17 protein-coding genes and 3 pseudogenes are annotated in these 21221 nt (G+C 69.7%); 11 read left to right on the top strand and 9 right to left on the bottom strand.

Annotated elements, in window-relative coordinates; genetic code table 11:
• The 5 genes and pseudogenes from ACFP1Z_RS33235 to ACFP1Z_RS33215 form a co-directional block, all read left to right on the top strand.
• Nucleotides 1–276: pseudogene (locus ACFP1Z_RS33235) on the top strand (transcriptional regulator); the annotation flags it as partial.
• Between the two features lie 529 nt (nt 277–805).
• Nucleotides 806–1114 (top strand): hypothetical protein, encoded by a 309-nt coding sequence (locus ACFP1Z_RS33230; protein ID WP_390321758.1) that lies wholly within the window; start codon nt 806–808, stop codon nt 1112–1114.
• Nucleotides 1115–1151: 37 nt separating this feature from the next.
• Nucleotides 1152–3284, top strand: a complete 2133-nt coding sequence (locus ACFP1Z_RS33225) for a DUF6571 family protein (RefSeq protein WP_390321755.1) — start codon at nt 1152–1154, stop codon at nt 3282–3284.
• A gap of 55 nt (nt 3285–3339) precedes the next feature.
• Nucleotides 3340–4467 (top strand): hypothetical protein, encoded by a 1128-nt coding sequence (locus ACFP1Z_RS33220; RefSeq protein WP_390321753.1) that lies wholly within the window; start codon nt 3340–3342, stop codon nt 4465–4467.
• A gap of 35 nt (nt 4468–4502) precedes the next feature.
• On the top strand, nt 4503–4958 hold the full coding sequence (locus tag ACFP1Z_RS33215; protein WP_390321751.1) for a hypothetical protein: 456 nt from the start codon (nt 4503–4505) through the stop codon (nt 4956–4958).
• Nucleotides 4959–5447: 489 nt separating this feature from the next.
• On the opposite strand, the gene ACFP1Z_RS33210 is transcribed toward ACFP1Z_RS33215, so the two are convergent.
• A complete protein-coding gene (locus ACFP1Z_RS33210; protein WP_390321749.1) occupies nt 5448–6299 on the bottom strand; it encodes a helix-turn-helix domain-containing protein in 852 nt (283 codons plus the stop codon).
• A 272-nt stretch (nt 6300–6571) separates the two neighbouring features.
• Between ACFP1Z_RS33210 and ACFP1Z_RS33205 the strand changes: the two genes are divergently transcribed.
• Both ACFP1Z_RS33205 and ACFP1Z_RS33200 read left to right on the top strand, forming a co-directional pair.
• Nucleotides 6572–7063, top strand: a complete 492-nt coding sequence (locus ACFP1Z_RS33205) for an ATP-binding protein (protein WP_390321747.1) — start codon at nt 6572–6574, stop codon at nt 7061–7063.
• 176 nt (nt 7064–7239) lie between these two features.
• Nucleotides 7240–7470 carry a DUF397 domain-containing protein gene (locus ACFP1Z_RS33200; protein WP_390321745.1) on the top strand — a complete coding sequence of 77 codons (231 nt, stop codon included), beginning with the start codon at nt 7240–7242 and terminating at the stop codon, nt 7468–7470.
• Between the two features lie 72 nt (nt 7471–7542).
• Here the strand turns inward: ACFP1Z_RS33200 and ACFP1Z_RS33195 are convergent, their stop codons facing one another.
• From ACFP1Z_RS33195 to eccB, 6 genes are all read right to left on the bottom strand, one after another.
• Nucleotides 7543–7842: a WXG100 family type VII secretion target gene (locus ACFP1Z_RS33195; RefSeq protein WP_390321742.1), complete on the bottom strand. Its 300-nt coding sequence runs from the start codon at nt 7840–7842 to the stop codon at nt 7543–7545.
• 20 nt (nt 7843–7862) lie between these two features.
• Nucleotides 7863–8228: a WXG100 family type VII secretion target gene (locus ACFP1Z_RS33190; RefSeq protein WP_390321740.1), complete on the bottom strand. Its 366-nt coding sequence runs from the start codon at nt 8226–8228 to the stop codon at nt 7863–7865.
• Nucleotides 8203–9333: a S8 family serine peptidase gene (locus ACFP1Z_RS33185; protein WP_390321760.1), complete on the bottom strand. Its 1131-nt coding sequence runs from the start codon at nt 9331–9333 to the stop codon at nt 8203–8205. The genes ACFP1Z_RS33190 and ACFP1Z_RS33185 overlap by 26 nt, the downstream gene beginning before the upstream one ends.
• A 1615-nt stretch (nt 9334–10948) precedes the next feature.
• Nucleotides 10949–11383 carry a hypothetical protein gene (locus ACFP1Z_RS33180; RefSeq protein ID WP_390321738.1) on the bottom strand — a complete coding sequence of 145 codons (435 nt, stop codon included), beginning with the start codon at nt 11381–11383 and terminating at the stop codon, nt 10949–10951.
• 117 nt (nt 11384–11500) lie between these two features.
• Nucleotides 11501–12727, bottom strand: coding sequence for a type VII secretion-associated serine protease mycosin (gene mycP, locus ACFP1Z_RS33175; protein WP_390321735.1), 1227 nt, complete (start codon nt 12725–12727; stop codon nt 11501–11503).
• Between the two features lie 4 nt (nt 12728–12731).
• Nucleotides 12732–14300, bottom strand: a complete 1569-nt coding sequence (gene eccB / locus ACFP1Z_RS33170; protein ID WP_390321733.1) for a type VII secretion protein EccB — start codon at nt 14298–14300, stop codon at nt 12732–12734.
• 331 nt (nt 14301–14631) lie between these two features.
• Between eccB and eccE the strand changes: the two genes are divergently transcribed.
• Both eccE and ACFP1Z_RS33160 read left to right on the top strand, forming a co-directional pair.
• Entirely contained in the window at nt 14632–16071 is a 1440-nt protein-coding gene (eccE, locus tag ACFP1Z_RS33165) for a type VII secretion protein EccE (protein WP_390321731.1), read from the top strand.
• Nucleotides 16068–16790 carry a hypothetical protein gene (locus ACFP1Z_RS33160; protein ID WP_390321729.1) on the top strand — a complete coding sequence of 241 codons (723 nt, stop codon included), beginning with the start codon at nt 16068–16070 and terminating at the stop codon, nt 16788–16790. The genes eccE and ACFP1Z_RS33160 overlap by 4 nt, the downstream gene beginning before the upstream one ends.
• A 52-nt stretch (nt 16791–16842) precedes the next feature.
• On the opposite strand, the gene ACFP1Z_RS33155 is transcribed toward ACFP1Z_RS33160, so the two are convergent.
• Nucleotides 16843–18972: an outer membrane protein assembly factor BamB family protein gene (locus tag ACFP1Z_RS33155; protein WP_390321727.1), complete on the bottom strand. Its 2130-nt coding sequence runs from the start codon at nt 18970–18972 to the stop codon at nt 16843–16845.
• Between the two features lie 398 nt (nt 18973–19370).
• Between ACFP1Z_RS33155 and ACFP1Z_RS33150 the strand changes: the two are divergent.
• Nucleotides 19371–19454 (top strand): annotated as a pseudogene (locus ACFP1Z_RS33150) (hypothetical protein); the annotation flags it as partial.
• Nucleotides 19455–19483: 29 nt separating this feature from the next.
• On the opposite strand, the gene ACFP1Z_RS33145 reads toward ACFP1Z_RS33150, so the two are convergent.
• Nucleotides 19484–19693 (bottom strand): hypothetical protein, encoded by a 210-nt coding sequence (locus ACFP1Z_RS33145; protein WP_390321762.1) that lies wholly within the window; start codon nt 19691–19693, stop codon nt 19484–19486.
• 547 nt (nt 19694–20240) lie between these two features.
• Here ACFP1Z_RS33145 and ACFP1Z_RS33140 point away from each other — a divergent pair.
• Nucleotides 20241–21221, top strand: a pseudogene (locus tag ACFP1Z_RS33140) (hypothetical protein); the annotation flags it as partial.

Raw genomic sequence — 21221 nt, 5'->3', positions numbered from 1 at the left:
CGGGCCATCGAGCTGATCACCACGGGGACGGCACAGCGCCCCGTCGAGCGGGTCCGCTCCCGCGCCTTCGACCACATCGCGCTCGCCCGCGCCCAAGTCCAAGCCGGTGAGCTCGAAGCAGCCGACCACACCACCGCCACAGCGCTCGACCTGCTCGGGCGGGTGACCTCGACGCGGGTCACCGACCGGCTCCGCGAACTCGACACCGAACTCGCGGCGACCACCGCCACGTCTGCAGCGGAAACCCGCGACCGCATCCGGGCCGCGCTCACATGACCACGTCGTCCACTGCCCAGCCCTTCCCAGGGCGGCCGCCCTTGCTTCAGAGCTCCACAGACACGATGCCGAGTGTCACGACCCGGCTCGGAGGGGCTCATTGGGGCGCAATCGAGCCACCCGTCCCTGCTCTTGAGCTGATGAGCTCACGCCGCGCGGGTTCGCACGTAATCGTGACTTCGTAGGTCGCCACTCCGGTGGAGCCGGGCTCAGGGAGCAGTCCGGCAGCGCCCACCAAGATCGCGACAAGACCATGGGGGACACCTGCGCCGCGCGGACCTCCTTGCTAACTTCGAGCGCACGAATGCCTTGCCACGAGGGACAGTTGGGGCAATAGGCGGGTATCACAGGAGGGGCTGTGTCGTTCGAGAAGGAGTGGGGCAAACTACGCGCGGACGCGGAAACGAGGGTGGCGCAGCAGGCCGCAGGGGCTACTGGGGCACGAACGCGGCTTGATGGGGCCGGGGCCGGTGGGGGTGCGTCGGATCTCGCACTGTCCTACGAGCGGCACCGGGCCGCCGTCGCCGCATTGGAGCAGCACGTGGAACCCGGCTCCCAGGCCGCGGGCCGCCTCATGGACGCGGCCATGGAGTCCGCCGCGAAGGGCTTCGCGGACTGGGCGACAGGAGCCGGCCTCAACGAGGCCCTGGAGGGCTGGCGCACCTCGGTCAAGGCCCTGCAGTCCCGGCTCGCTTCGGAGAAGTCCGCGCTGAGCGGTACGCAAAGCCTGCTGTCGGGGTCGGATGCACGTATCGGGGCGTCGTTCCCGCTGGGCGGGGGCGCTTCGGCTTCGGGGGACGGACGGGTGGCGACCCCGTCCCGAGTGAACGACTACTGAGGAGACCGGAGCGGTCGTGCTCACGTACCACCAGATCATGACGACAGACCTCTCCCTGCTCTCGGCCGCCACCGAACAGTGGGACACGGCGGCAAAAGACTTCGAGTCGGTCCAGAAGGTCTACGAGAGCCAGGTCAAAGCCGTCGCTTCCGACGGCACCTGGACCGGCGTCGCCAACTCCTTCGCCCGGCCGAACATGGAGCAGACACACGGGCAGTACACGGCTGCGGCGAAGGAAGCACGGGCGGTGGCTTCGCTGTTGCGGGATGCGCAGGGGCAACTATCCGAGTTACGGGCGAAGTTGCATGCCACTGTCGCGGATGCCGAGAAGGCCGGTATGCGGGTGTCGGAGGGCGGGGTCGCCACTCTCGACCACGACAAGCCGGGGATGGCGGACGCCGCCCGGCGCGATCCGACGGGGGTGCGCGAAGCGGAAGCCTCGTGGAATCACAGCATCGGGGCGATGGTGCAGGCGGTCGACGACTTCGACCAGGGGGTGCGGTTGGCGTTGCGGACGGCGGTCCGGAATACCGACGTCTTGAAGGGTGGGGTACAGGGGTTCAATGCGGGTGCCGAGGGCGCCGTCGCAAAAGCGGAGGCCCAGGAAGTCCTCCGGCTCGCGGCCAAGCTGAGGTCCAGCGGACAGCTCGACACAAGGGAACTGGCGGATATGCAACGCTTGTTCCGAGACAACGAGCACAACGAGGCCTTCAGCCAGACCTTGCTCGACGGCATCGGCCCGGACGGGACCATTGGGCTGGCAAACCAACTGAACGACCTTGTCGCCAAGAGCGATCCGGAACACAAGCCGGGCTACTCGGCCATGCAGATCGGTTTGGCCACGAGCCTCGCGGTCGCCATGGAGAACCCGGACTCGCAGTTCTACAGCCGTTGGCGGGAGGGGCTACGGAAGGCCGGCGCGAAAAACTTCGGGAGCACAACGGACCCGCTGTACGGCTACCAGTCGCTTGTGGGCCTCATGGAACACCACGACAAGTACGGACAGCGGTTCCTCAACGACCTCGGTGGCGAAATCATCGACGTCGAGAAGCAGCATCCGGATATCTGGACCCAGTGGCGCCCCCGGTCGGGGGTGACCAGCGACCCGCTCGACCACCTGCTCGGCCTCATGGGCGAGAACCCCGACGCCGCTACGTCGTTCCTCGACCCCGGAGCCGATGGGAAGAACGACCATCTGAGATATCTACTCAAGGAACGCGAGTGGCCGAAGGTCGCTCTGATCAGCGTTACCGGATTGAGTACACGCGACAACCCGGTCGGCATGGCCGGATTGGGCGCGGCCATTGAAGCCGCCGCCACTGGGCACGGACCGCTCAACGGCAATGACATCCCGGACTACAAAGCCACGCACAGCGTGCAGCAGGCACGTGTCATGCACGACACCGTCAAGTTCCTGGATCCCGGAGCGAGTAACCCGGCCCCTGCCGAGCTGCGACAGCCTGTGTCCAATGCACTCGCCGAGTACACAACGGATACGCATGAGATCCTCAGCGGGAACAACCCCGACTACAAAGAACGTGATGGGGTCCGGGCACAAGGCGACAGAATAAACATGTCGGTCGATCACGGCGCCTTGCTCCGCACAATGAGAGGTCTCTCGGAAGACCCAACCGCATACGCAACACTGCACCGCGCAGAGTCCTTCCACATCTCGGACACACTCGATCGCATTCCCGATAACCCCGCGCACTACGACCTCACGAACCCAATGGAGAAGGCAGGTGCCGCTCTGGGTGCCTACAGCGCGATCCGCGAGGACGTGATCAACGACAAGCGCGCGGAGGAGTACTCCGGAGCCGACTGGAAGTCCAAAGTGGCTTACCACATTCTCGGCGGTGTGGTAACTCCTCTGGCTCTTGGGGAAAATGGCTTGCCCATCGGAGATGCCCTACAGCGGGGTGTGGACACATGGGCATGGGAGTGGTCCAACGAGATGAAGGCAGCCGCAGACGCCAAGGCAAACGCCAAAATTTCAGAACACTACCTTGACGCCGAGAAGCAGATGGCGCTGATGACGGATGGATGGCGGCATGGGCGCGGCATCTCCACCGACTCCGATCAGGGCAGAAACTTCGTCCAGGGGATCACAGCCCAGGTGATGTCCGGGTTCGACAGAGCGAACAACATGTCCAAGAAATTCTTGAAGTGACGGGGAGCACGTCCCACGGAGAAGAGCACACCCACGGAAGGTATACACACCGAACATGAGCAAGAAGTCCTCTGACGCGCTGACTCCCGTATCGCAGGCCACCAGGGGAACCCGACGCAGACGCCTTGCCCTTGTCGTCATCCCCATCACGCTCCTAGTAGCAGGAGCAGCCGCATTCCTCGCCACAGGTGGCTACACCCAATGGCAGGATCAGCGGTCGCTCGACAATGCTTGCCGGGGACTTCTCCCTCAAAGTGCCCTCAAGACACTCATGGGAACAGACCGCTTGCACGAGGCCAACGACAAGAGCGTTAAGAGCAGGACAAGCATCGGCTGGCTGGATTCATGTTCCATAGAGGCCCGGAGTGGTGGCTCCACAGACTTCAGCATCGCATGGGGGGAGAACGCAGGACTCGCCTTGTCGATCCTTAATCGACACGATTCTGGCCCAGACCCGGGAATTGCCGTACCCATTGGCCACGGCTGGTCAGGCACCATGAAATGGGACAGGGAATCCGCTGAGTCCAGCGTCATCCTGGCTTGCCCCACGACTGGCAAGAGCCTGCTGGTGAGCGTGAACTCACTTAAGACGCATGGGGCGTTCGACACTCCTACCAGATTCGGCGCACTTGCCCAAGTGGCCATCGAGACAGCAACGGCGGCAGCCAACAAGCTGCGTTGTTCCGCACAACTCGGCTCGCCGGTAAGGGCGATAGACCTTCCCCTTGAGGTTCGGCGTCACCCGATCCCACTCAGTCAGGCACAAGGTAGTTGTCGGATGCTTCGCTCTCTGGAGCCAGCCCTCATGGATCAAGGGGTCCGAGGCGTGGTGGAGACTCCGATCAACAACTCTCTTGTCGAAGACTGCTCTCTCACGAACACCGAAGGGGAGCCGTTGTATCACCTCACCGCCTACTACGGTCCGTACGCCCGCGACGTGCCCAACACGAGGGCGTGGGCAGAGACAGAGCCCGCAGGTATCAACGAGAAGGCCGGCATCGCGTGGGCGACGGCGGAGTGCGCACGGTTTTTCGGCCCAGCTCGTTTCACAAGTGGGATCCTGTACCGCTCGACAGGGGAGAGGTCGGCTCCGGCAAACCCTGAGTTGCAGCGGCAGCTTGTGCGAGCCTTCTCAGGCGATGCCGTGGAACGGCACGGCTGCTCCGAGACGTCTCAGCCGTAGACGACAGCGATCGAGAGAGAAGTGGGGGAACCGCGATGCTGTGGGGGCTGATCAGAGAACAGTCAGGAGGCAAGTACACGGAAACATACGTGCTGGAGTGCGTGGAGGGCGAGCGCGAGGACGCTTTGGGCAGGTTGGAAGCCATCGTCCGGCAGTACGTCCCAGAGCGTCCCAGCACCGGAAGGCGTCAGCTCCTGTTCCGGAAAACGGACGGATTCCTGCTGATCGTCAACGGAACTTGGCAGTCCTACAACATCCGGTTCACCGTCGCAGAGCTCTTGATGGATACCACCGCGCTGCCTTCGGCCGATCCGCAGTCACAGGAGGAGTCGGCAACGCTGGTGAAGGATACGACTGCGCCGACACACGGTGTTGTCCAACCGAACCCGGTGGAGGCGGTGCCGGGACCACCTCCACCGCCCTCGGAGGAGATGTACGACGACGGCATCCCGTTGAAGCCGAAGTGGCTGGGACGAACGGATCTCCCTTGATTCCTGATGCCGTTGAACTACGGGGTTGGGCAAGCACGTCTTGCCTCAAGACCGTACTCATTCCCTCAAAGCAGGTGGTCCAGCTCGCCACGCTTGGCAGCCTCGATGAGATTACGCAGGCTCTCGCGCGTAGTCGTGACGGTCTCGGCGGGCCGGGCCGTCTCCCTGAACACAAGAGCACCATCGACGGCGCGGCCTATTTGGAGGCAGGCATTCCCGCCATCGCCGCCACGCAAAGGGGGATTCCAGCGTATGTCACCCATGTTCGTCCCTTCAGCATGAACTTCAGACAAGGTGGTCCAGCTCACCGCGCTTGGCGGCCTCGATGAGGTTGCGCAGGCCTTCGCGCGTAGTCGTGACGGTCTCGGTGGGCCGGGCCGTCTCTCGGAGCAAGGGGACGCCGTCGGCAGTGTGGCCTATCTGGAGACAAGCGTTGCCGCCATTGGCGCAGAGAGGTTCCTGCCACCGAATCTCGGACATGGTTGCCTTTCATAGCTCTTGTGCAAGGGCATGCATGAACTCGCGTGACTCGTCTTCGCCAAGAATGTATGGCTCCATCATGTCGAACAGCCGCCGGTAGTTGGCAAGTTCCATGCCGGAATCGATGAAGACGGAACCGTGAGACGTGTCGAGCTGCACGGTGTCGAGCTGCGGAACCGGCCCGCATGCGTAGAGGATGGTCTGCCCCGCTCCCGGGAAGCCGCCGGCGGCGAACGGGATCACACGGAGGCTGATCGCTTCGTGCTCGCTCACATCCAGGAGGAACGCCAGCTGCGCCTTGGCGACGCTCGGTCCGCCGAACTGCATGCGGAGGGCGCCTTCGTGGATGACTGCTTCGTAGGCAGGAGCGTTATCGCGGTCCAGGACCCGGCGGCGCTGCAAGCGATGCGATACCCGTAGGTCGACCTCGTCCGGCGGAAGTTCAGGGATCACCAGATCAAAGATCGCCCTCGCGTGGTCCTCCGTCTGCAGCATGCCTGGGATGTGCGAAGTCAGCGCATTACGCAGGCGCGTCGCGTGCCACTCGATTTCCGCGATGTCCAGGAAGAACGCTGGGAGTCGTCCTCGGTACTCCTCCCACCACCCTTTGGTGCGATCCTGCGCCATGTCTGCGAGCGAGTCGACCAGTTCTTTGTCGGGACAGCGGTAGTTGCAGGCCAGAGTACGGATCCGTGACGCACTGATGCCGAAGCGTCCAGCCTCCGTGTTGGAGATACGAGTGCGGTCGACACCCAGCAGTGCTGCCGCATCCGACGCCGAGATGCCGGCCTGCTCGCGCAGCTGCCGCAACGCGGCGCCCAACCGGCGTTGGCGGATCGTTGGGTTACTCCTCGGCGGCATGCTGCCCCTCCCGAAACGGCCGACCAGTGTGCCTTCGCAGCTCGGGGAGAACCAACCAGGAGCATGGGGCCTGCCGCAAGCTGGTAGCACAGGGCTTCCGGATTGCGCTACGGTCGGTGTTGCCTCGATCACACGTGGCGGCGCCGGAAGCGCACCGCGTGAGCATGCCCGTCTTCCCTGGGACAGGTGTGCCCGCGCCCAGGGAGGCAAGCCACCGGGAACCGTGCACGTGCGAGAACTCCCTCACCTGCCCCGCGCCTTGGAGCGTCCGCATGAGCAACAGCGCCCCCTGCCTCCTCGACTCCGCCCCCGAAACGACGGCTTCGCCGAAGCCCGCACCCGGCAATCTCACCTACTCCCTCGGGCTGCCCGCCGGCCCGTACTGCGTGCCCTCCACCCGGGCCCACGTCCGTCGGCTCCTCCACGAGCACGGGCTCGGCGACCTCGCCGATCTCGCGACCCTCGCCGCCTCCGAACTCCTCGCGAACGCCTACCTGTTCACGCCCGGAAGCGACGTCAGCCTCTCCCTGCGCTGGCGCTTCAGTGTGCTGCGCGTGACCGTCTTCGACGAGCACCCCCGGCACCCGAAAGCGCTCCGCGACAGCTGTCGGGCGCGGCGGCAGGACGGGCTCGCGATGCTCGACGCCGTCGTCGGGGCCTGCGGTGGGCTCTGCGGGCTGGACGAGGTGGGGGCGCCGCTCAGCGGGAGCAAGGCCTGGGTCGTCATCCCGCGCGAGGCCGCCGAAGCGTACGCCCGGCTCTGAGCAAGAGCGCTCTATAGGCCAAGTCCACGCCCGTTCGCAAGCGAGTTGAAGATCCGGTTCGCCGGACGGACGAGCCGGAGTACGCTGCTCCCGAAAACGTGCCCGCGGACCGCCAACTCGCTTGGTTTCGCGGGAATCCGGCCACAGCAGCGCATCCGAGAGGTGGTCCCTCACCCATGGCAACCCAAGAAGAAACCGACGCACTGTACGCGATGGACATCTCCGGCGTGGAATGGCTCGCCGCCCCCGGCACCGAGGGCCAGGAGCGCGTCGAGATCGCCTATCTGCCCGGGGGCGCCGTGGCCATGCGGTCCTCCGAGGACCACGACACGGTGCTCCGCTTCACGGAAGGCGAGTGGCGGGCTTTCGTCCTGGGGGCCCGCGACGGGGAGTTCGATCTGGACTGAGCGGGCGAGCGGGGTGGATCCGGTGACGATTCGCCTACGATCCACCCCGCCGCACGTAAGTTTTTCGGCTTCTCAGCCGAGGTCGAACAGCTGGGCCGCCTTGCGGTCCGTGTGGCGGTAATCCGCGCTTCCCTGGCGGATCTTGGCCGCGATCTCCTTCAGCACACTGTGGATGTGCTGGCCGCGCGCGTCGAACTTCGCCTTCGCGTGCAGCATCATCTGGTGGGCCTCACCGTCCCAGCCCTCCGTCACGGCGTTCACCGCAGCCCAGATGTCCTGGAGCTGCTTGTCCACGACGCCGGCGGCGCGGTCGATGTCGTCGGCCGTCCTCTCCACCGAGCTGTACTGGACCTTCAGGTCTGCATTCTGCATGGGCTTCTCCCCCTGGTCTGTCAGTAGTTGTCGATTTTGCTCGCCATGCCGACGCCGGTGCCGGTGCCTGTTGCGGACGCACCGCTCACGTCGATCCGGTTGAAGCTCGCGAGGACGTCGCCGTCGTTCGCGTGACCGTACTTCCGGGTGAGGCTCACCGCCTCGTGAATCATGTCGATCAGCTGGCGCAGGGCATTGTGGTCCTCGTTCAGGGACGTCTGCGCCCTGCGGAAGGCGTCGGCACCGGCGCCGGTCCAGGCGGCCTCCACGGTCGCGATGGCGTTCACGAGGGTGCGGAGGTTGGCCGAGAGGGCCTCGCTCGTTTCCTGGATGCTGTTCTCGAACTTGAAGAATGCGTGATCACTGATTTTCTGGGTGTCCGACATGGTCCGGCTCCCCCCTTGAGTAGGTGTGCGTGTGGGTTGTTGGTGTGGAGTTGTGGTCTGGCGTGTGCCGGTCGCTCTTGCGGCGACGTACGGCGTACGCGGCGGCTGCCGCCGCTGCCGCGATGGCTGCGGCGATCCCTAGACCGAGCCAGAGAGTGGTGTTGTCCTCCTCTGCTCGGGTCGGTTCTGGATTGGCGGCGGAGGTCGTGTCGTTCGGGGCTTGGGGGGTGGAGGGCTTCGGAGATTGGGCTGCCGGGAGGAGGGGGTTGATGTCCGGGGGGCCCGGGTCGCCTTCGCTGTCGAGGAGGACCTTTCGGGGGCGGATGGTGCCGTAGCCGATGTATTTGCTGGGGACGGTGCCGGTGGTCGGCTTGCCGGCGGTGTCCATCAGTACGCGGAGGACTTGGTTGTTGGTCCAGTTGGGGTGGGCGGACCAGATGAGGGCTGCGGAGGCGGAGGCGATTGCGGTGGCTGGGCTGGTACCCCGCTGTGCACACCAGCCCGCACTCTGCCGACAGCGACCCGGGATCTCCTCTCCCGGCGCCGCGAGCGCCACTTGCTTACCCCAATTGGAGAACTTGGTTACGGTGGATGCCTTGTCGACAGCACCGACGCCGACAACACCGGGCAACGCGGCGGGGAACTCAACCGGGTTTCCCTTGTCACCGTCATTCCCGACGCCCGCAAAGACGAGACTCCCCTTGGCCAGAGCGTAGTTCACCGCTTCCTGGGTCCGAGGAAACTGGTCAGGGCCACTGCCGGTTCCTCCCATCGACACGTTGATGACTCGGGCTCCGTGCTCCACTGCGTATCGGAGTGCCCGTCCCATCAAAGCGTCCTGAGCGTCCCCTGCTGCAGCCTTTGCCCTGACTGGCAGAATCTTGGTTCTTGGCGCTAGCCCTCGAAGACCTCCGTCGGCGCCTGTGCCCGCGATAAGAGCAGCCATCTCCGTCCCATGGCCCTCACTGTCGGTGTGCGCACCCGCTGGTGCATGGGATACGTCCGCTCCTTGCAGGACCTGACCCCGCAGTTCGGGGACCGAAGGATCGACCCCTGAGTCAACGACCGCGACAGTGATGCCCTCGCCCTGGCTTACTGACCACATGGCGTCCGCTTGCATGGAATCGAGATACCACTGCCGCAAGCGCATGTCCTCTGCGGCAGCCTCCGGCACGGAATTCCCCGACAGCATCACTGCAGCACTCAACAGCACCATGGTTGCAGCACCACGGTGTCCTCCTGAGCGCCTCGCGGCTGGCATCCCACCGGCTCCTAACAGTCGCCTACGCACCGATCCCCTACTGGATGACGGGTGGCACCGTGTTGCGTTGTCCTTTGGTCCACGTCTCTTCGTCCTCCTTCAGGTAGTCCGGCCGGTTGCCCACTCGATTCCGCAATCCTCCGGTCGAAGCAGGGCCAGCATGCGGCAACGCGCCCATGGGCTGACCTTGACGGCTCAAACCGGAGCTTCCCGGGGTGAGTTCGGATTGCTGCTCTTGCCAGCCACGAGCAACACTGGATGCACCTCCGGGTCCAGGAGTCACACGGCGCCCCGATGGGGCATGGCTACCGCCCCCGGGCTCCGAGCCGGTAACGGACCCAGGAAGTCGTACGGGCGTGTTCCCCCCTTTCGATACACCTGAGTTGCCGCCTGCTGCCAAAGGCCGGCGGACTGGCTGCATTTGCTCTTCGCCCAATACAGTCCCGCGGGGCAACCGGGGCGTTGTGTTCCCCGCTGCTGAGCGGGCCGCCACTCCGCCAACAATCCCGTCGCGTGTGCCTGTCCGCGATGATGTACCGGTCCCAGGCATGGTCAGGCCAGCCACTCGACGGTTCTGATCCGGTGCTTCGCTGTCCGGCAAGCGAGGCCGGGCGGCGCCCGAGACGATGGGCACTGTTGGTAGGCCGGAATCGGGGACAGACCCATAACCGGGCATCGGACCCGCCGCCGTGCGCTCTGCATTGACACTCGGCCCCGGAAGGACACTCCGGGAGTTGAGACTCGTCCCCGTCCCGGATTCCGCGAGGGAAGCCGGTGTCGCGTCGAGACCTGTCCGCCCAATCACTGTGTGGTGCTCGGCCGCCGTCGGTCCCGAGCCCACCGGAGCACGTGTGCTGTCGACACCGACGAACGCACCCGGCACCACGTGCCCAGTTGCGGCACCGTCGGCCGCCGATTCTGCCTGATATGGATGCTCTACGGGGTCGGAAAGGGAACGTCCAGCGCCTGGCGGCAACCCGAATCGCGGCTCCTCCAACCCCGACAACCCCTCATGCGCCACCCGGTAATAGGAATCCAGCTTGTGCATGAGGTTGACCGCCTCCTGCCGTTGCGGGTCCACGAAAACCCGCCCCCGCTCCGCGCCCGGTTCCTCGACGCGCACGAAATCCGGCTTCGGCATGCCCGACTTGACGCTTGCCAGACCCTCCCCCGCGCTGCTCATGCACGAGCCCGCCGACTGCACATAGTGCGCCAACTTATGGGTCTGCATGACCATTTGGTGGCCCCAGTTGCGGAATGCCTCTCCGCCCTCCCCCTCCAGCTTGACCCGTCCCACATGTACTTTCAGGTCGTCGCTGATGGACACGAGGTCGTGGTACGCAGCCTGTAACGCGTCACCGACCCTGGTCAGCTGCTCCGGTTTGGCCTCGGCCACCATCGCGTACAGCTCACGCAAGCTGAGGTTGTCGAACTTGCCGTCTGCCACTGTGCCCTCCCCCTAATAGCCGCCGCCGGTCGCGCCGGTGCCGCCTTCGCTCGGCGGCGCTGCCGAAGCCGCACCGGGCTGCCCGGAATCGCTCGCCGCGGGGCGGCTGCGCCGATACTCCAGCGCCCTCTCCTCAATCCCCCGCATCCGCGCAGCCTCCTCCGCATCCATCCCGTCATAGCCGCGCTCCGCGATCACCGCCGCGAGCCCCATCGCCTCGATCTGGTCCCCGAAGACCTTCGAGAGCTCCTGCAGCCGGCCGTGCACCGTCTCGTACAGTGCGGCCAGTGCCTCCGCCGAGTCGAAGCCCTTCCCGTACGCGTCCCCGGCGATGCGGTGGTCGCCCATGGCCTTGGCCGACGCCGACGAGCGCTCCAGTTTGCTGAGCGCTTCCTCGACGCGGTTCCGGAACGCGGTCAGTGTCTCGGCTTCCTTGCTGAGGTCCACCCCGGCTCTACCCCTCCCCTTGATCTTCCCCCGGGCATGCCGACGTCACTCTATTCACTCGTTCGTGCACACCCCAACTGTGTATACGTCAGGGACGTTTGACGAGCCGACGCGCCGTCAGGACACCGGGCCACGTGCCCGTACACGCTCGCGCCGGTCCCGTGCCACGACGCCCACTCCCGCGATCACGGCGACGAGCACCCCGGCACCCCCCACCGCATACGTCGCGATCCGCTCCTCCCGTTCCTGCCTGCTCTCGCCCGCCGCGAGACCGGGCACTGTGGGCGTACGCGCCTCGCGTGCCGGCGGGCGTTGCGGGTGTACCGCGTCGACCGGGCGGCTGTCCTCCGCCAGTGCCCGGACCGGGTCGACAACACCCCACCCCACGTACCGGTCGCGATCCTCGGACGTGCGCTCCGCCGTCTGCTCGATCTGGGCGACGATCTGGTGCTGCTTCCAGTCGGGGTGCTTGGCGCGCAGGAGGGCGGCGACGCCTGCCACGTACGGGGCGGAGAAGCTCGTGCCGTTGTCGACGCACTGGCCGCCTCCCGGCACGGTGGAGACCATCTCCACACCGGGGGCGGCCACACCGATGAAGTCGCCCGGCTGTGAGAAGGGAGCGCGTTCGTTGTTGCGGTCGGAGGCGGCCACGGCCAGGACGCCCTCGTACGCGGCCGGATAGGTCTTCTTGACGTTGCCGTCCAGGCCGTCGTTGCCCGCCGAGGCGATCACCACCACATCGCGTGCCAGGGCCTCCTTCACGGCACGTTCCAGGTCCGAGTCCGGCAGCAGTGGCTGCGCGGTGTCCTGCGAGACGTTGATGACGTCCGCGCCGTCCTGGACCGCCTTACGGATGGCCAGGGCCAGTGTGTGGGACGTACCGGTGCCCCGTTCGTCGTTCTGGCGGATGGGGATGACGACCGACTCGGGGGCGAGGCCGACGAAGCCGGTGCCGGGGCGTGGGCGGGCGGCGACGATGCCCGCGACCTTGGTGCCGTGGCCCACGGGGTCGACGGTCGGGCCCTTGAGCTGGTCCGAGGGGCCGGAGAGGAGGTCGGCGCCGCTCTTGGGGTCGACGGCGTCGGTGAGTTGGGGGTTGACGACGTCCACGCCGGTGTCGATCACGGCCACGCGTACGGGGCGGCCGTCCGCCGTTCTGCCTCTGGTGTGCTCCCAGAGGCGGTCCAGCAGCACCCGTTGCAACGCCCAGGGCGTTCCCTTGATCGGCTTTGCCGGGTAGGTGCATTCCCCGCTGCCGGAAGGCGCCGCCTGCGCGGGTGCGACGCTGGCGCAGACGGTCGTCAGGAGTGCGGCCAGTGTCAGTGCCGCTTTCGTCTTCGCCATCGTCCTACGAGCCCTGCGGCTGCTTCGCGCTGTTCATGTCGAGCCTGGGGCCGGTCGGCAGGAACCTGGACCAGTTCGCCGGTACGGGCACCGGGGTCACGCCCCGGTAACCCAGTCTCGTCTGCGCCTGGTTCGCCTCGTTCTGCTCTTGCTTCTGCCCTTCCTTGCGTTCCTCTTCGGAGGTACCGATGGCCGACTTGTCCGTCGCGCTGTCGTTGTTCGTCTGCACGCCGTACCGCAGTCCCGTGTCCGTCACCAGGAACACCGGGCCGCTGTCCGTCTGCCGTCCGGTCACCTGCCGGTACAGCAGGCCCGTGCCGGGTGTGACGTACGCGCTCGTCCCTCCGTCCGCGATCGTCGCCGGGTAGCCGTCGCCGGCCCACACCGCGAGGTCGGCCGTGCCGTTCGCGCGCAGTCCGCCGAAGACACTGCAGACCGTGGAACCGGACCCCGTCTCCAGGGCGTTGGCCTGTCGGGGGACCGTCGTGGGCCAGTGGTACTGGCCGTAGAACTCCTCGTCGTCGGGGGTGAAGGAGGCCGCACTCACCCGCTCGGGGCTTCCGGCCTGGCCGAGCGGTGCCAGGTCCTTGCTGTTCAGCAGGAGCTTGGCGACGAACGGGGAGACGCGCCGGACGGCGCCCCGCAGGACGACGTAGTGCTGGGTGCCGCTGCCGGTGGGTGCTTCGAGGACCATGCCGACGCGGTCGGCGCGTGCGGGCAGGGTGGGTACGGACGCGTCGGCGCCGATCCGCCCGTCGTCGCCCCGGAGCTGCGGGAAGACGATGGGGGCTCCGTCGTCGAGGGTGTCGAGCCAGTCCTTGGTGACGCGTTGCGGTCGGGCACCGTCGGTGAAGACGGAGCGGAGCAGCAGGTTGTGCTCGGAGGCGTCGGCGGTGCGCCAGTCGGGGCCGCCCAGCAGGTACTTGGTGCCGCGGGGGTCGACGAGGTAGCGGGCGTCGTCGGGGCCCTGGACGTAGAGGGCCCGGTCCCCGTGCAGGCGGCCGGAGCCTTCGAGTTTCCTCAGGCCGGGGTCGCGTCCGGCGAAGAGGAAGACGGCCTTCTGGGTGGTCCGGCCGTTGCCGCCGGGCTGTTCGCACACCGCCCACTGCTTCTTGCGGCCCGCTTCCCCGGGGGTGGGCATGCGGTCGGGGGCGTAGGGGATGCCGAGGGTCGGGCCGCGCGGGATGCGGCCGTTGTCGAGTTCGGCTTCGCGGACCTTCAGGACGTCGGACTTCTCCGGGGTGAGGAGGAGTTTGGCGGAGGCGTAGTTGAGGACGGGGTGGAGTTGCTTCCTGCCGTCGGTCTCCAGGACAACGTAGCGGGTGGTGGACTCGCTGCCGACGATGACGTGGGCGCCGACTTCGTCCCAGCCCCTGGGCGCGGTCGGCCGGAAGACGCCCCAGGCGCCGAAGCCCGCGACGAGCAGGGCGCCGACGACGATGCCGGGGAGGACCGTGCGCAGCGGGCGCGGGGCGTTCTCGTCGGTGCCGCCGGGCGAGGGCTGGAGGAAGGCGGCGACCGTGCGTCTCTTGGCGAAGGTGTAGGCGTTGAGCTCGTCCCGCCGGGATGCCATGGGCTGCCGTTTCTCCCTTGTGTCCGGGGCCGGTTGGCCGGGGTGGGGGTGGGTGTCGGGGTGAAGTCCGGGTCGTCTCCGGGTACTCCTCGGGGCCGCGGTGTCACACCGGCCCCCTACTATGCCGGTACGGGATCACGAGCGGGCGCCGGGGGTGCTTGCGGCCGGGTCCGGGTCGGCAATCGGCCGTGCGACGGCCGGGGTTGAGCAGCGGAGAGGGGGCGGTACGGGGATGGGTGTCGCAACGCGCTTACGGGCGGCCGCCGGTGCGTCTGCCGCGCCGGGCGCGGCAGTGTCGCGGGGTGCGGGGCGGTCCGCGGGGGCCGGGTCCGTGCGGCTGTATCAGCTGGTGCTCGTCGAGGTGGCGGCCGCGCTCGTGCTGCTCGCGTGGGTGGCTCCCGGCGGGGGCCGGGGGCTGCTGGTGGCGGCCGTGGCCGTGGCCGCGCTGCTCGCGGTGCCGGCGCTGGTGTACCGGGGGCGGCGGCCGCTCGTGGAGTGGCTCGTCGCGGCGCACGGGATGCGGCGGCGGGTGCGGCGGTCGGCCGTGGGGGTGCGTTCGGGGGGCCGGCATGCCGCGGGAGTCCCTGCCGCGCCGGGGATGCCGGGTGCCGGGGCTCCGGGCGCGTCCGCCGCTCCCGTGCCTGGTGAGGGGCGGTACGCCGCCGGTGCGGCCGCCGCGGTGCCGGATCTTCCGGGTGCGGCTTCGGGTGCCGTACGGGCCGGGGGTGCCCGGCGCTCCGGCGGTACGGCCGCCCCGCCGGGCGCCCCCGCCACCGCCGACACCGTCATACCGCCCGCCCGCACGGTCGCGCCCGCGCTCGCGCCGGTCGTGGAGTGCGAACCGGCCCTGCGCACCGGCTCGTTCACCGACCGTTCGGGCCGTACGGTCGGTGTGATCGGGGACGGGACGTTCGTCACGGCCGTGCTGCGGATCGACCCGGCCGAGGGGCCGCTGCGCGCGCCGCGTGCGCAGAGCGCGCTGCCGCTGGCGCTGCTGCGGGACGGCATGGAGGTCGACGGCATACGGCTGGAGTCCGTCCAGGTGGTGCAGCACACGCTGCCCGCGCCCGCGCCGCAGCTGGAGGCGGAGGCGCTCGCCGCCCGCAACTACGCTCCGCTGCACGGGATGTCGGGCTCGCCGGCCGCGCGGCTGACGTGGGTCGCGCTCAAGCTCGACCCGGAGCTGTGCCCGGACGCCGTCGCCGCGCGCGGCGGTGGGGAGGCAGGGGCGCGGCGGTGCGTGCTGCGGGCGGCGGACCAGTTGGCGAGCCGGCTGCGCGGGGCCGGGTTCCGGGCGGTGGTGCTGTCCGAGGGCGGGCTGGCGGCGGCCGTCGCGACGGCGGCGAACGTCAATCCGGTGGCCACGGCCCAGTCCGACCAGTCCGTACGGGCCGGCGCGCCCGCGCGCCGGACGGCCGAACTGCCCCGGGCCTGGCGGTGCGACGACCGCTGGCACACCACGTACGGAGTGGGCCGCCCGCCGCGTCCGGGGGCCGCTCCCCTGCCGCAGCTGGCCGCGTCCCTGACCTCGATACCGGCCCTGTCGACGACGCTGAGCGTGACGCTGGGGCGCGGCCGGGTCCGCGACGGGCAGCATGTACCGACGCTGACGGGTCACATACGGGTCACCGGGCGCAGTGCCGACGAACTGGCGGCGTCGCGGCGAGAGTTGGAGCGTGCGGCGCGGTCCGTACGGGTCGGCCTGGTGCGCCTCGACCACGAGCAGGTGCCCGGCGTGCTGGCCACCCTGCCGCTGGGGGGCACGCGGTGACGGCCGGGGCGCGCGGGGCGGGCCTGCGGGGGTTCGGGCTGCTCGGTCCGCGCCGGGCCCGGTACGAGCCGGCGCCCGGGGAGTTGGCGGACCTCGCGCTGCCGGTCGGTGACGACGGCGTGGTCGTCGGCGTCGACGCGCGCGAGGCGCCCGCCGTGCTCGGGCTGGCCCGGCCCGTGCCGTTCGACGCGGTGCTGATCGGCGGCGCGTGGACGGCGCAGGTCATCGCGTTGCGTGCGGTCGGTACGGGCATCAGGGTCGCCGTCGAGACGGGGCGGCGGCAGGTGTGGGCGGCGCTCGCGCAGGCGGCGGGAGGCGGGCAGCCGTGGATCACGCTGCACGACGTGGGGCGGGTGCCGCCGCAGGGTCCGTCGGTGCACGGTCCGGTGCTCGTGCTGCGTGACTGCGGGGCCCGGCCGCCGCGCGGCCGTACCGTGCCCGCGCCGTGGCAGCCCGTGCTCACCCTGCTGCCTTATCTCGGCCCGGAGGCACAGCGGTTGGTGGAGGGCGCGGATGTCGTCGGGGTGCAGCGTGTCTCGCCCGACGAGGCCCGGCTGCTCGGCGGACTGCTGGAGTTGCCGCCGGCCGAGGTGGCGGCGCTGCCGACGCTGCGGGACGGGGTCACGTTGTGGTGCGACCGTCGGGCGCGGACGTATGTGGACACGCGGCCTTCGGAGGCGGAGGTGGGGTTGCTGGGGGTGGCCCGGCGGATGGACTGACGGGTCAGGGGGATCGACGGGTCAGGGGGGAGGCCCCTGACCCGTCGCGCCGTCACTTCCCGTACGCCAGCAGCAGCTTCTCGCCGCCGTCGCCGTTGCTCGTGCCGGTCAGCCGGTTCGAGGCGATGAAGAAGCGGCCGCCCTCGTAGGCGTAGCGCGCGCTGTAGAAGGCGCTCTCGGTGGACCTCGTCGACTGCGGGGCCTGGAGCAGCACCTTGGGGGTGCCGTCGGGGCCGACGCTCACGACCGCGCCCGCCGACTCGAACGACGGCCGCTGGTAGGCGATGACGTTCTTGCCCTCGGTCCGCAGGGGCATCAGTTCACGCTTGTTGTTCTTCGACGCCCACAGCCGTTTGCCGGTGTTGAGGTCGAAGGCGTGCACCTCGTTGCCGTCGCGGAAGCTGTTCTCGTCGGAGGTCGGCAGGTAGAGGGTGTCGTCGGAGGCCGCGACGCCCTGGCAGCCGCCGAGGTTGCTGTTGACGATCGACAGGCCGCAGGTCGGCGCGTAGCGCTGCTTGCCGAGGTCGATGATCGAGCGTTCCTTGCCGTCCTTGAGCGCGAAGACGCCGCCGGTCTTCTTGTCGCCGGAGGCGAAGGAGACGACGGCCGGTTCGGTCGAGTAGATCTTCTTGGTCTGCAGGCCCTTGCGGCCGTCGTACGTCCACAGGGCCTTGCCCGTGCCGGGGTCGACCTTCTCGATGTGCGAGGTGTCGTCGGTGGTGCTGCAGCGCCAGGAGCGCAGCAGTGCCCTGCCGCCCGCGTAGCCCTCGACCGAGCAGCCGGATCCGAGGTCGGGGGTGGGGATCTGAGCGCCGTCGCTGACGCGCACCATGCCGGAGCCGCCGAACCAGGCGGCGCCCACGGCGTTGCCGCTCAGGGCCATGTCGAGGCCGATGAAGCTCTCGGCGAAGCCGCCCGTCTTCGGAATCGGCTTGTCCCAGCCCTTCTTGCCCGCCTTCAGGTCGATCATGGCGTAGTTGGCGCAGCTGTCCTTCTTGTCGCCCTCGTAGGCGACGACGACCTTGCCGTCGTCCGTCATGTGGAGCGGGGCCGCGCACACCCGCTTGGGCAGCGGGACGGTCCACTTCTCCTTGCCGTCGGACAGGTTGTAGGCGACGACCTTGTCCAGCACGGTCTTGACGACGTAGTCGTCGAGCACCCAGAAACCGGGGATGTCGCTGCCCTGGCGGGCGACCTCCGGGCCGTTCTGGTTGATGACGATCTTCGCTTCGCCCTTCTGGCGCGCGTTGTTGGGGTCGTCGTCACTGCTGCCCGGGCGGGAACCGGCATCGTCGTCGCCGCTCCTGCCCTGGTCGGCCGCACCCGAACTGCTGTGGGCCTGCGGCTTCTTGTCGCCGTCGGAGCCGCTGTCGGCCATGAACGCCCACGCGCCGCCGCCCGCCGCGAGCAGGACCGCGGCGGCCGCGCCGATGATGACGGCCGTGCGCTTCTTGCCCGGGCCACCGGGGGTGCCGGGGCCGCCGGCCGGGGGCATGCCGGGTATGGGGGCGCCGAACGGCTGCCCCGGTATGCCGGGTTGGCCCGGGCCGCCGGGCTGCGGCGGGTAGCCGCCGGGGTGGGCGGGCGGCTGCTGGGCGTACGGGTTGGCTCCGCCCGGGCCGGGCTGCTGGGCGTAGGGGTTCGTCCCCGGGGCGGGCTGCTGCTGCGCGTACGGGTTCTGCCCCTGTGCCGGGCCGCCCCACGCGGGCGCGCCCGGGGAAAAGGCCGGGGGCCGCGGCGGCGCCGTCGGCGGGGCGGGGGGCACGGGCTGCCCGGCGGCAGGCGCCGGAGGAACCGCCGGGACGGCCGGCGGCTGGGCAGCCGGGACGGCCGGCGGCTGGGCAGCCGGGACGGCCGGCGGCTGGGGTGCCGTCGGCGGCTTGCGGAGCGACATCGTCGCGTCCGGGCCCGGTGCGCCGGGGGCGCCGGCCCCGGCAACGGCACCCTGGGAGACCTTGCCCTCGGCGGCGGGCCCGGCCTCCGGGGCGGTGCCGTTCGCTGACGCGGGCGCGCCTTCACGGGCGTTCACGTCTTCGCCGGCGTTCACGTCACCTGGCGCGTGCGCGCTCTCGGGGGTGTTCATCTTCCCCGGAGCATTCGGAGCCGACTCCTGCGGTGCGCCGGGGCCGCCCTGCGCGGGCTTGTCCGACGGCATCGGTGGGGGCGGGGGCGGCTGGACCATCAGCGCTTTCCTCTTGCTGTGCGGGACCGTCGCGCGTTCTGTCTCCCCCCGCGTTTGCGGCGGAACACCGGGGGATTCCCCAGACATTCCCCCGAAAAGGAGCGAATCGGGCGTAAGTCCCGCGCTGTTGTGTACGTCGAGCGGGGCCCCTTTGTATCACCCGCCTCCGACAGGCCGCCCGGTCGTTGACGGAGGGACAGCCGGTGACGGCTGACGGTGCGGAGACGGGCCTGCCCCAGCGATGCGTATGACGATTAGGCTTGGCGGGTGTACGCACTGGAGAGCTTTTGCCGGGTTCTCCCGTCGCGCATGGGGGAGCCCCCGGGCGGTCCGACGACAGGAACGGTCGGGCCCGGCAGGGCCGTTCATGGGCGCCAGTCCAACCAGCAGGAGGCATTGTGAGCAGCGATCGGGACGAGATCCGCGCGGGCGGGTCCTCAGCCGGTGAGGGCCGGCCCGACGCCGGTCACGAACGCGACGAGCCGGAGCTGACGGGCGAGTTCACGATCGACTACACCCCACCTGCCTGGTACTCGCAGAACGTGGTGGCGCCTGCGGCGCCGACACCGGCTCCGGGTACGCCGACGGCGAACGCGGGTGCGGCGGCCGCGCCCGCCGGTACGGGCCCGGGTGCCGATCCGGTACCCCCGGCACCGGCCGGCACACCGTGGCCCGCCCCGACGACGAACGGCCACGCGACCGTTCCGGGTGCGGCGGACACGCCTGACGCTCCGGGCCGGGGGACCGACGCGACGACACCACCGGCCACCCTGCCGGCGAACGGCCACACGGCCGCTCCGGGCGCGACGGACGCGCCAGGCGTCCCGGGTCAGGGAACCAACGCAACGACACCACCGGCCAACACACCATGGCCCGCCCCGGACTCGGCCTTCCCAACGGCCGACGGCCACACGACCGTTCCGGGTGCGGCGGACACGCCTGGCATTCCGGGCCAGGGGACCGACGCAACCACGCCACCGGCCAACACACCATGGCCCGCCCCAGGCCCGGCCTCCCCGACGACCGGCAGTCACACGGCCGCCCCGGGCGCGGCGGACGCGCCACGCATTCCGGGCCAGGGCGCCGGCGCAACCACGCCACCGGCCACCCCGACACCCCACGCGCACAACACCGTTCCCAGCACAACGGGCACCCCTGACAGCACGGACCCGAGCGCCCACGCCGCGACAGCGTCGGCAGACGCATCCCTGCCCGCCCCGGGTCCGGCCGCGTCAACTGCTGGCGGGCACACGGCCGTTCCTGGTGCGGTGGACGCCGGCAGTGACACGCCCGGCGCCGGGCAGCCGCTCCCCGGGTTCGGGCCAGTGGCCGGGCCGGACGTGAGCGCCGGTGAGGGCGCCGCGCGCGACAAGGGCACCCTGCGGTTCCCGGCGGCCGCGCTCCGGCGCCGTATGACGGGCCGTACGGACGACGCGCCCACCGACGGCACCGGCGAGAACCCCGGTACCGGGGCGGACGCCGCGCCGTGGGCCCCGCCGGCCGACCCGCACAGCGCGCTGCCGCCGCTCCCGCCGGACTTCCCGCCCGCCGCACCGCGCCTCGACGCGGCGTCGGCTGCCGACGTACCGGCCGAGGTGCCGGCTCCGGACGCGGCGGCCGACCGTGCCGTACGCACCGACTCCGGCACCCCGGAGTCCGAGCCCCAGCCCCAGCCCCACGCCGATCCGACGGCGGACGCGCCCGCGCCCGCGGAGCCGGGCACCGACGCCTCCGGCTCCCCCGCCGCCGCCCCGGCGCAGGCCGTCCCGCAGGCGGCACCGGACGGCGACGCCCCCAACTCCGGGCCGGAGAAGGCGGCCGCGCCGCAGCTCCCGCCGTACCCGCCGAGCGCCCCGCTGACCCCGCCCGGCCCGCTCCCGTACGCGTCCCCCGCGCCCGTGCCGGGCGCCTTCGGCGCGCCCGAATTCCCCGCCACCCAGGGCGGTTACGGCAGCCCGGCACCAGGCGCCCCGGCCGCCCCCGCCGCCGGCCCCACGGCTCAAGGGCACACCCCGGCCGCCCCACAGGATCACTACGCCACCCCCACGCCGGACGCCCCGCAAGCCCCCGCCGCCACCCCCACGGCTCAGCCGCCCCATCCACCCACCCCGCAGGACCACTACGGCGCCCCCACTCCCGACGCCCCGCAAACCCCCACCACCCCCACGCCTCAGGCACCCACCCCACCCACCCCCCAGAACCACTACGGCACCCCCGCACCGCACGCCCCGCAAACCCCCCCCCCCCCC

The sequence above is a fragment of the Streptomyces gamaensis genome, from assembly GCF_042656465.1.
Classification (GTDB): Bacteria; Actinomycetota; Actinomycetes; order Streptomycetales; family Streptomycetaceae; genus Streptomyces; species Streptomyces gamaensis.
The sequence above is the reverse complement of the archived record's forward strand: the minus strand, read 5'-3'. Positions and strand labels throughout refer to the sequence as shown.

Coding starts and splice junctions, on each gene's coding strand:
- ACFP1Z_RS33225 (WP_390321755.1), top strand. CDS start 1,152: ATGACGACAGACCTCTCCCTGCTCTCGGCCGCCACCGAACAGTGGGAC.
- ACFP1Z_RS33220 (WP_390321753.1), top strand. CDS start 3,340: ATGAGCAAGAAGTCCTCTGACGCGCTGACTCCCGTATCGCAGGCCACC.
- ACFP1Z_RS33215 (WP_390321751.1), top strand. CDS start 4,503: ATGCTGTGGGGGCTGATCAGAGAACAGTCAGGAGGCAAGTACACGGAA.
- ACFP1Z_RS33210 (WP_390321749.1), bottom strand. CDS start 6,299: ATGCCGCCGAGGAGTAACCCAACGATCCGCCAACGCCGGTTGGGCGCC.
- ACFP1Z_RS33205 (WP_390321747.1), top strand. CDS start 6,572: ATGAGCAACAGCGCCCCCTGCCTCCTCGACTCCGCCCCCGAAACGACG.
- ACFP1Z_RS33200 (WP_390321745.1), top strand. CDS start 7,240: ATGGCAACCCAAGAAGAAACCGACGCACTGTACGCGATGGACATCTCC.
- ACFP1Z_RS33195 (WP_390321742.1), bottom strand. CDS start 7,842: ATGCAGAATGCAGACCTGAAGGTCCAGTACAGCTCGGTGGAGAGGACG.
- ACFP1Z_RS33190 (WP_390321740.1), bottom strand. CDS start 8,228: ATGTCGGACACCCAGAAAATCAGTGATCACGCATTCTTCAAGTTCGAG.
- ACFP1Z_RS33185 (WP_390321760.1), bottom strand. CDS start 9,333: ATGTGGTCAGTAAGCCAGGGCGAGGGCATCACTGTCGCGGTCGTTGAC.
- mycP (WP_390321735.1), bottom strand. CDS start 12,727: ATGGCGAAGACGAAAGCGGCACTGACACTGGCCGCACTCCTGACGACC.
- eccB (WP_390321733.1), bottom strand. CDS start 14,300: ATGGCATCCCGGCGGGACGAGCTCAACGCCTACACCTTCGCCAAGAGA.
- ACFP1Z_RS33155 (WP_390321727.1), bottom strand. CDS start 18,972: ATGGTCCAGCCGCCCCCGCCCCCACCGATGCCGTCGGACAAGCCCGCG.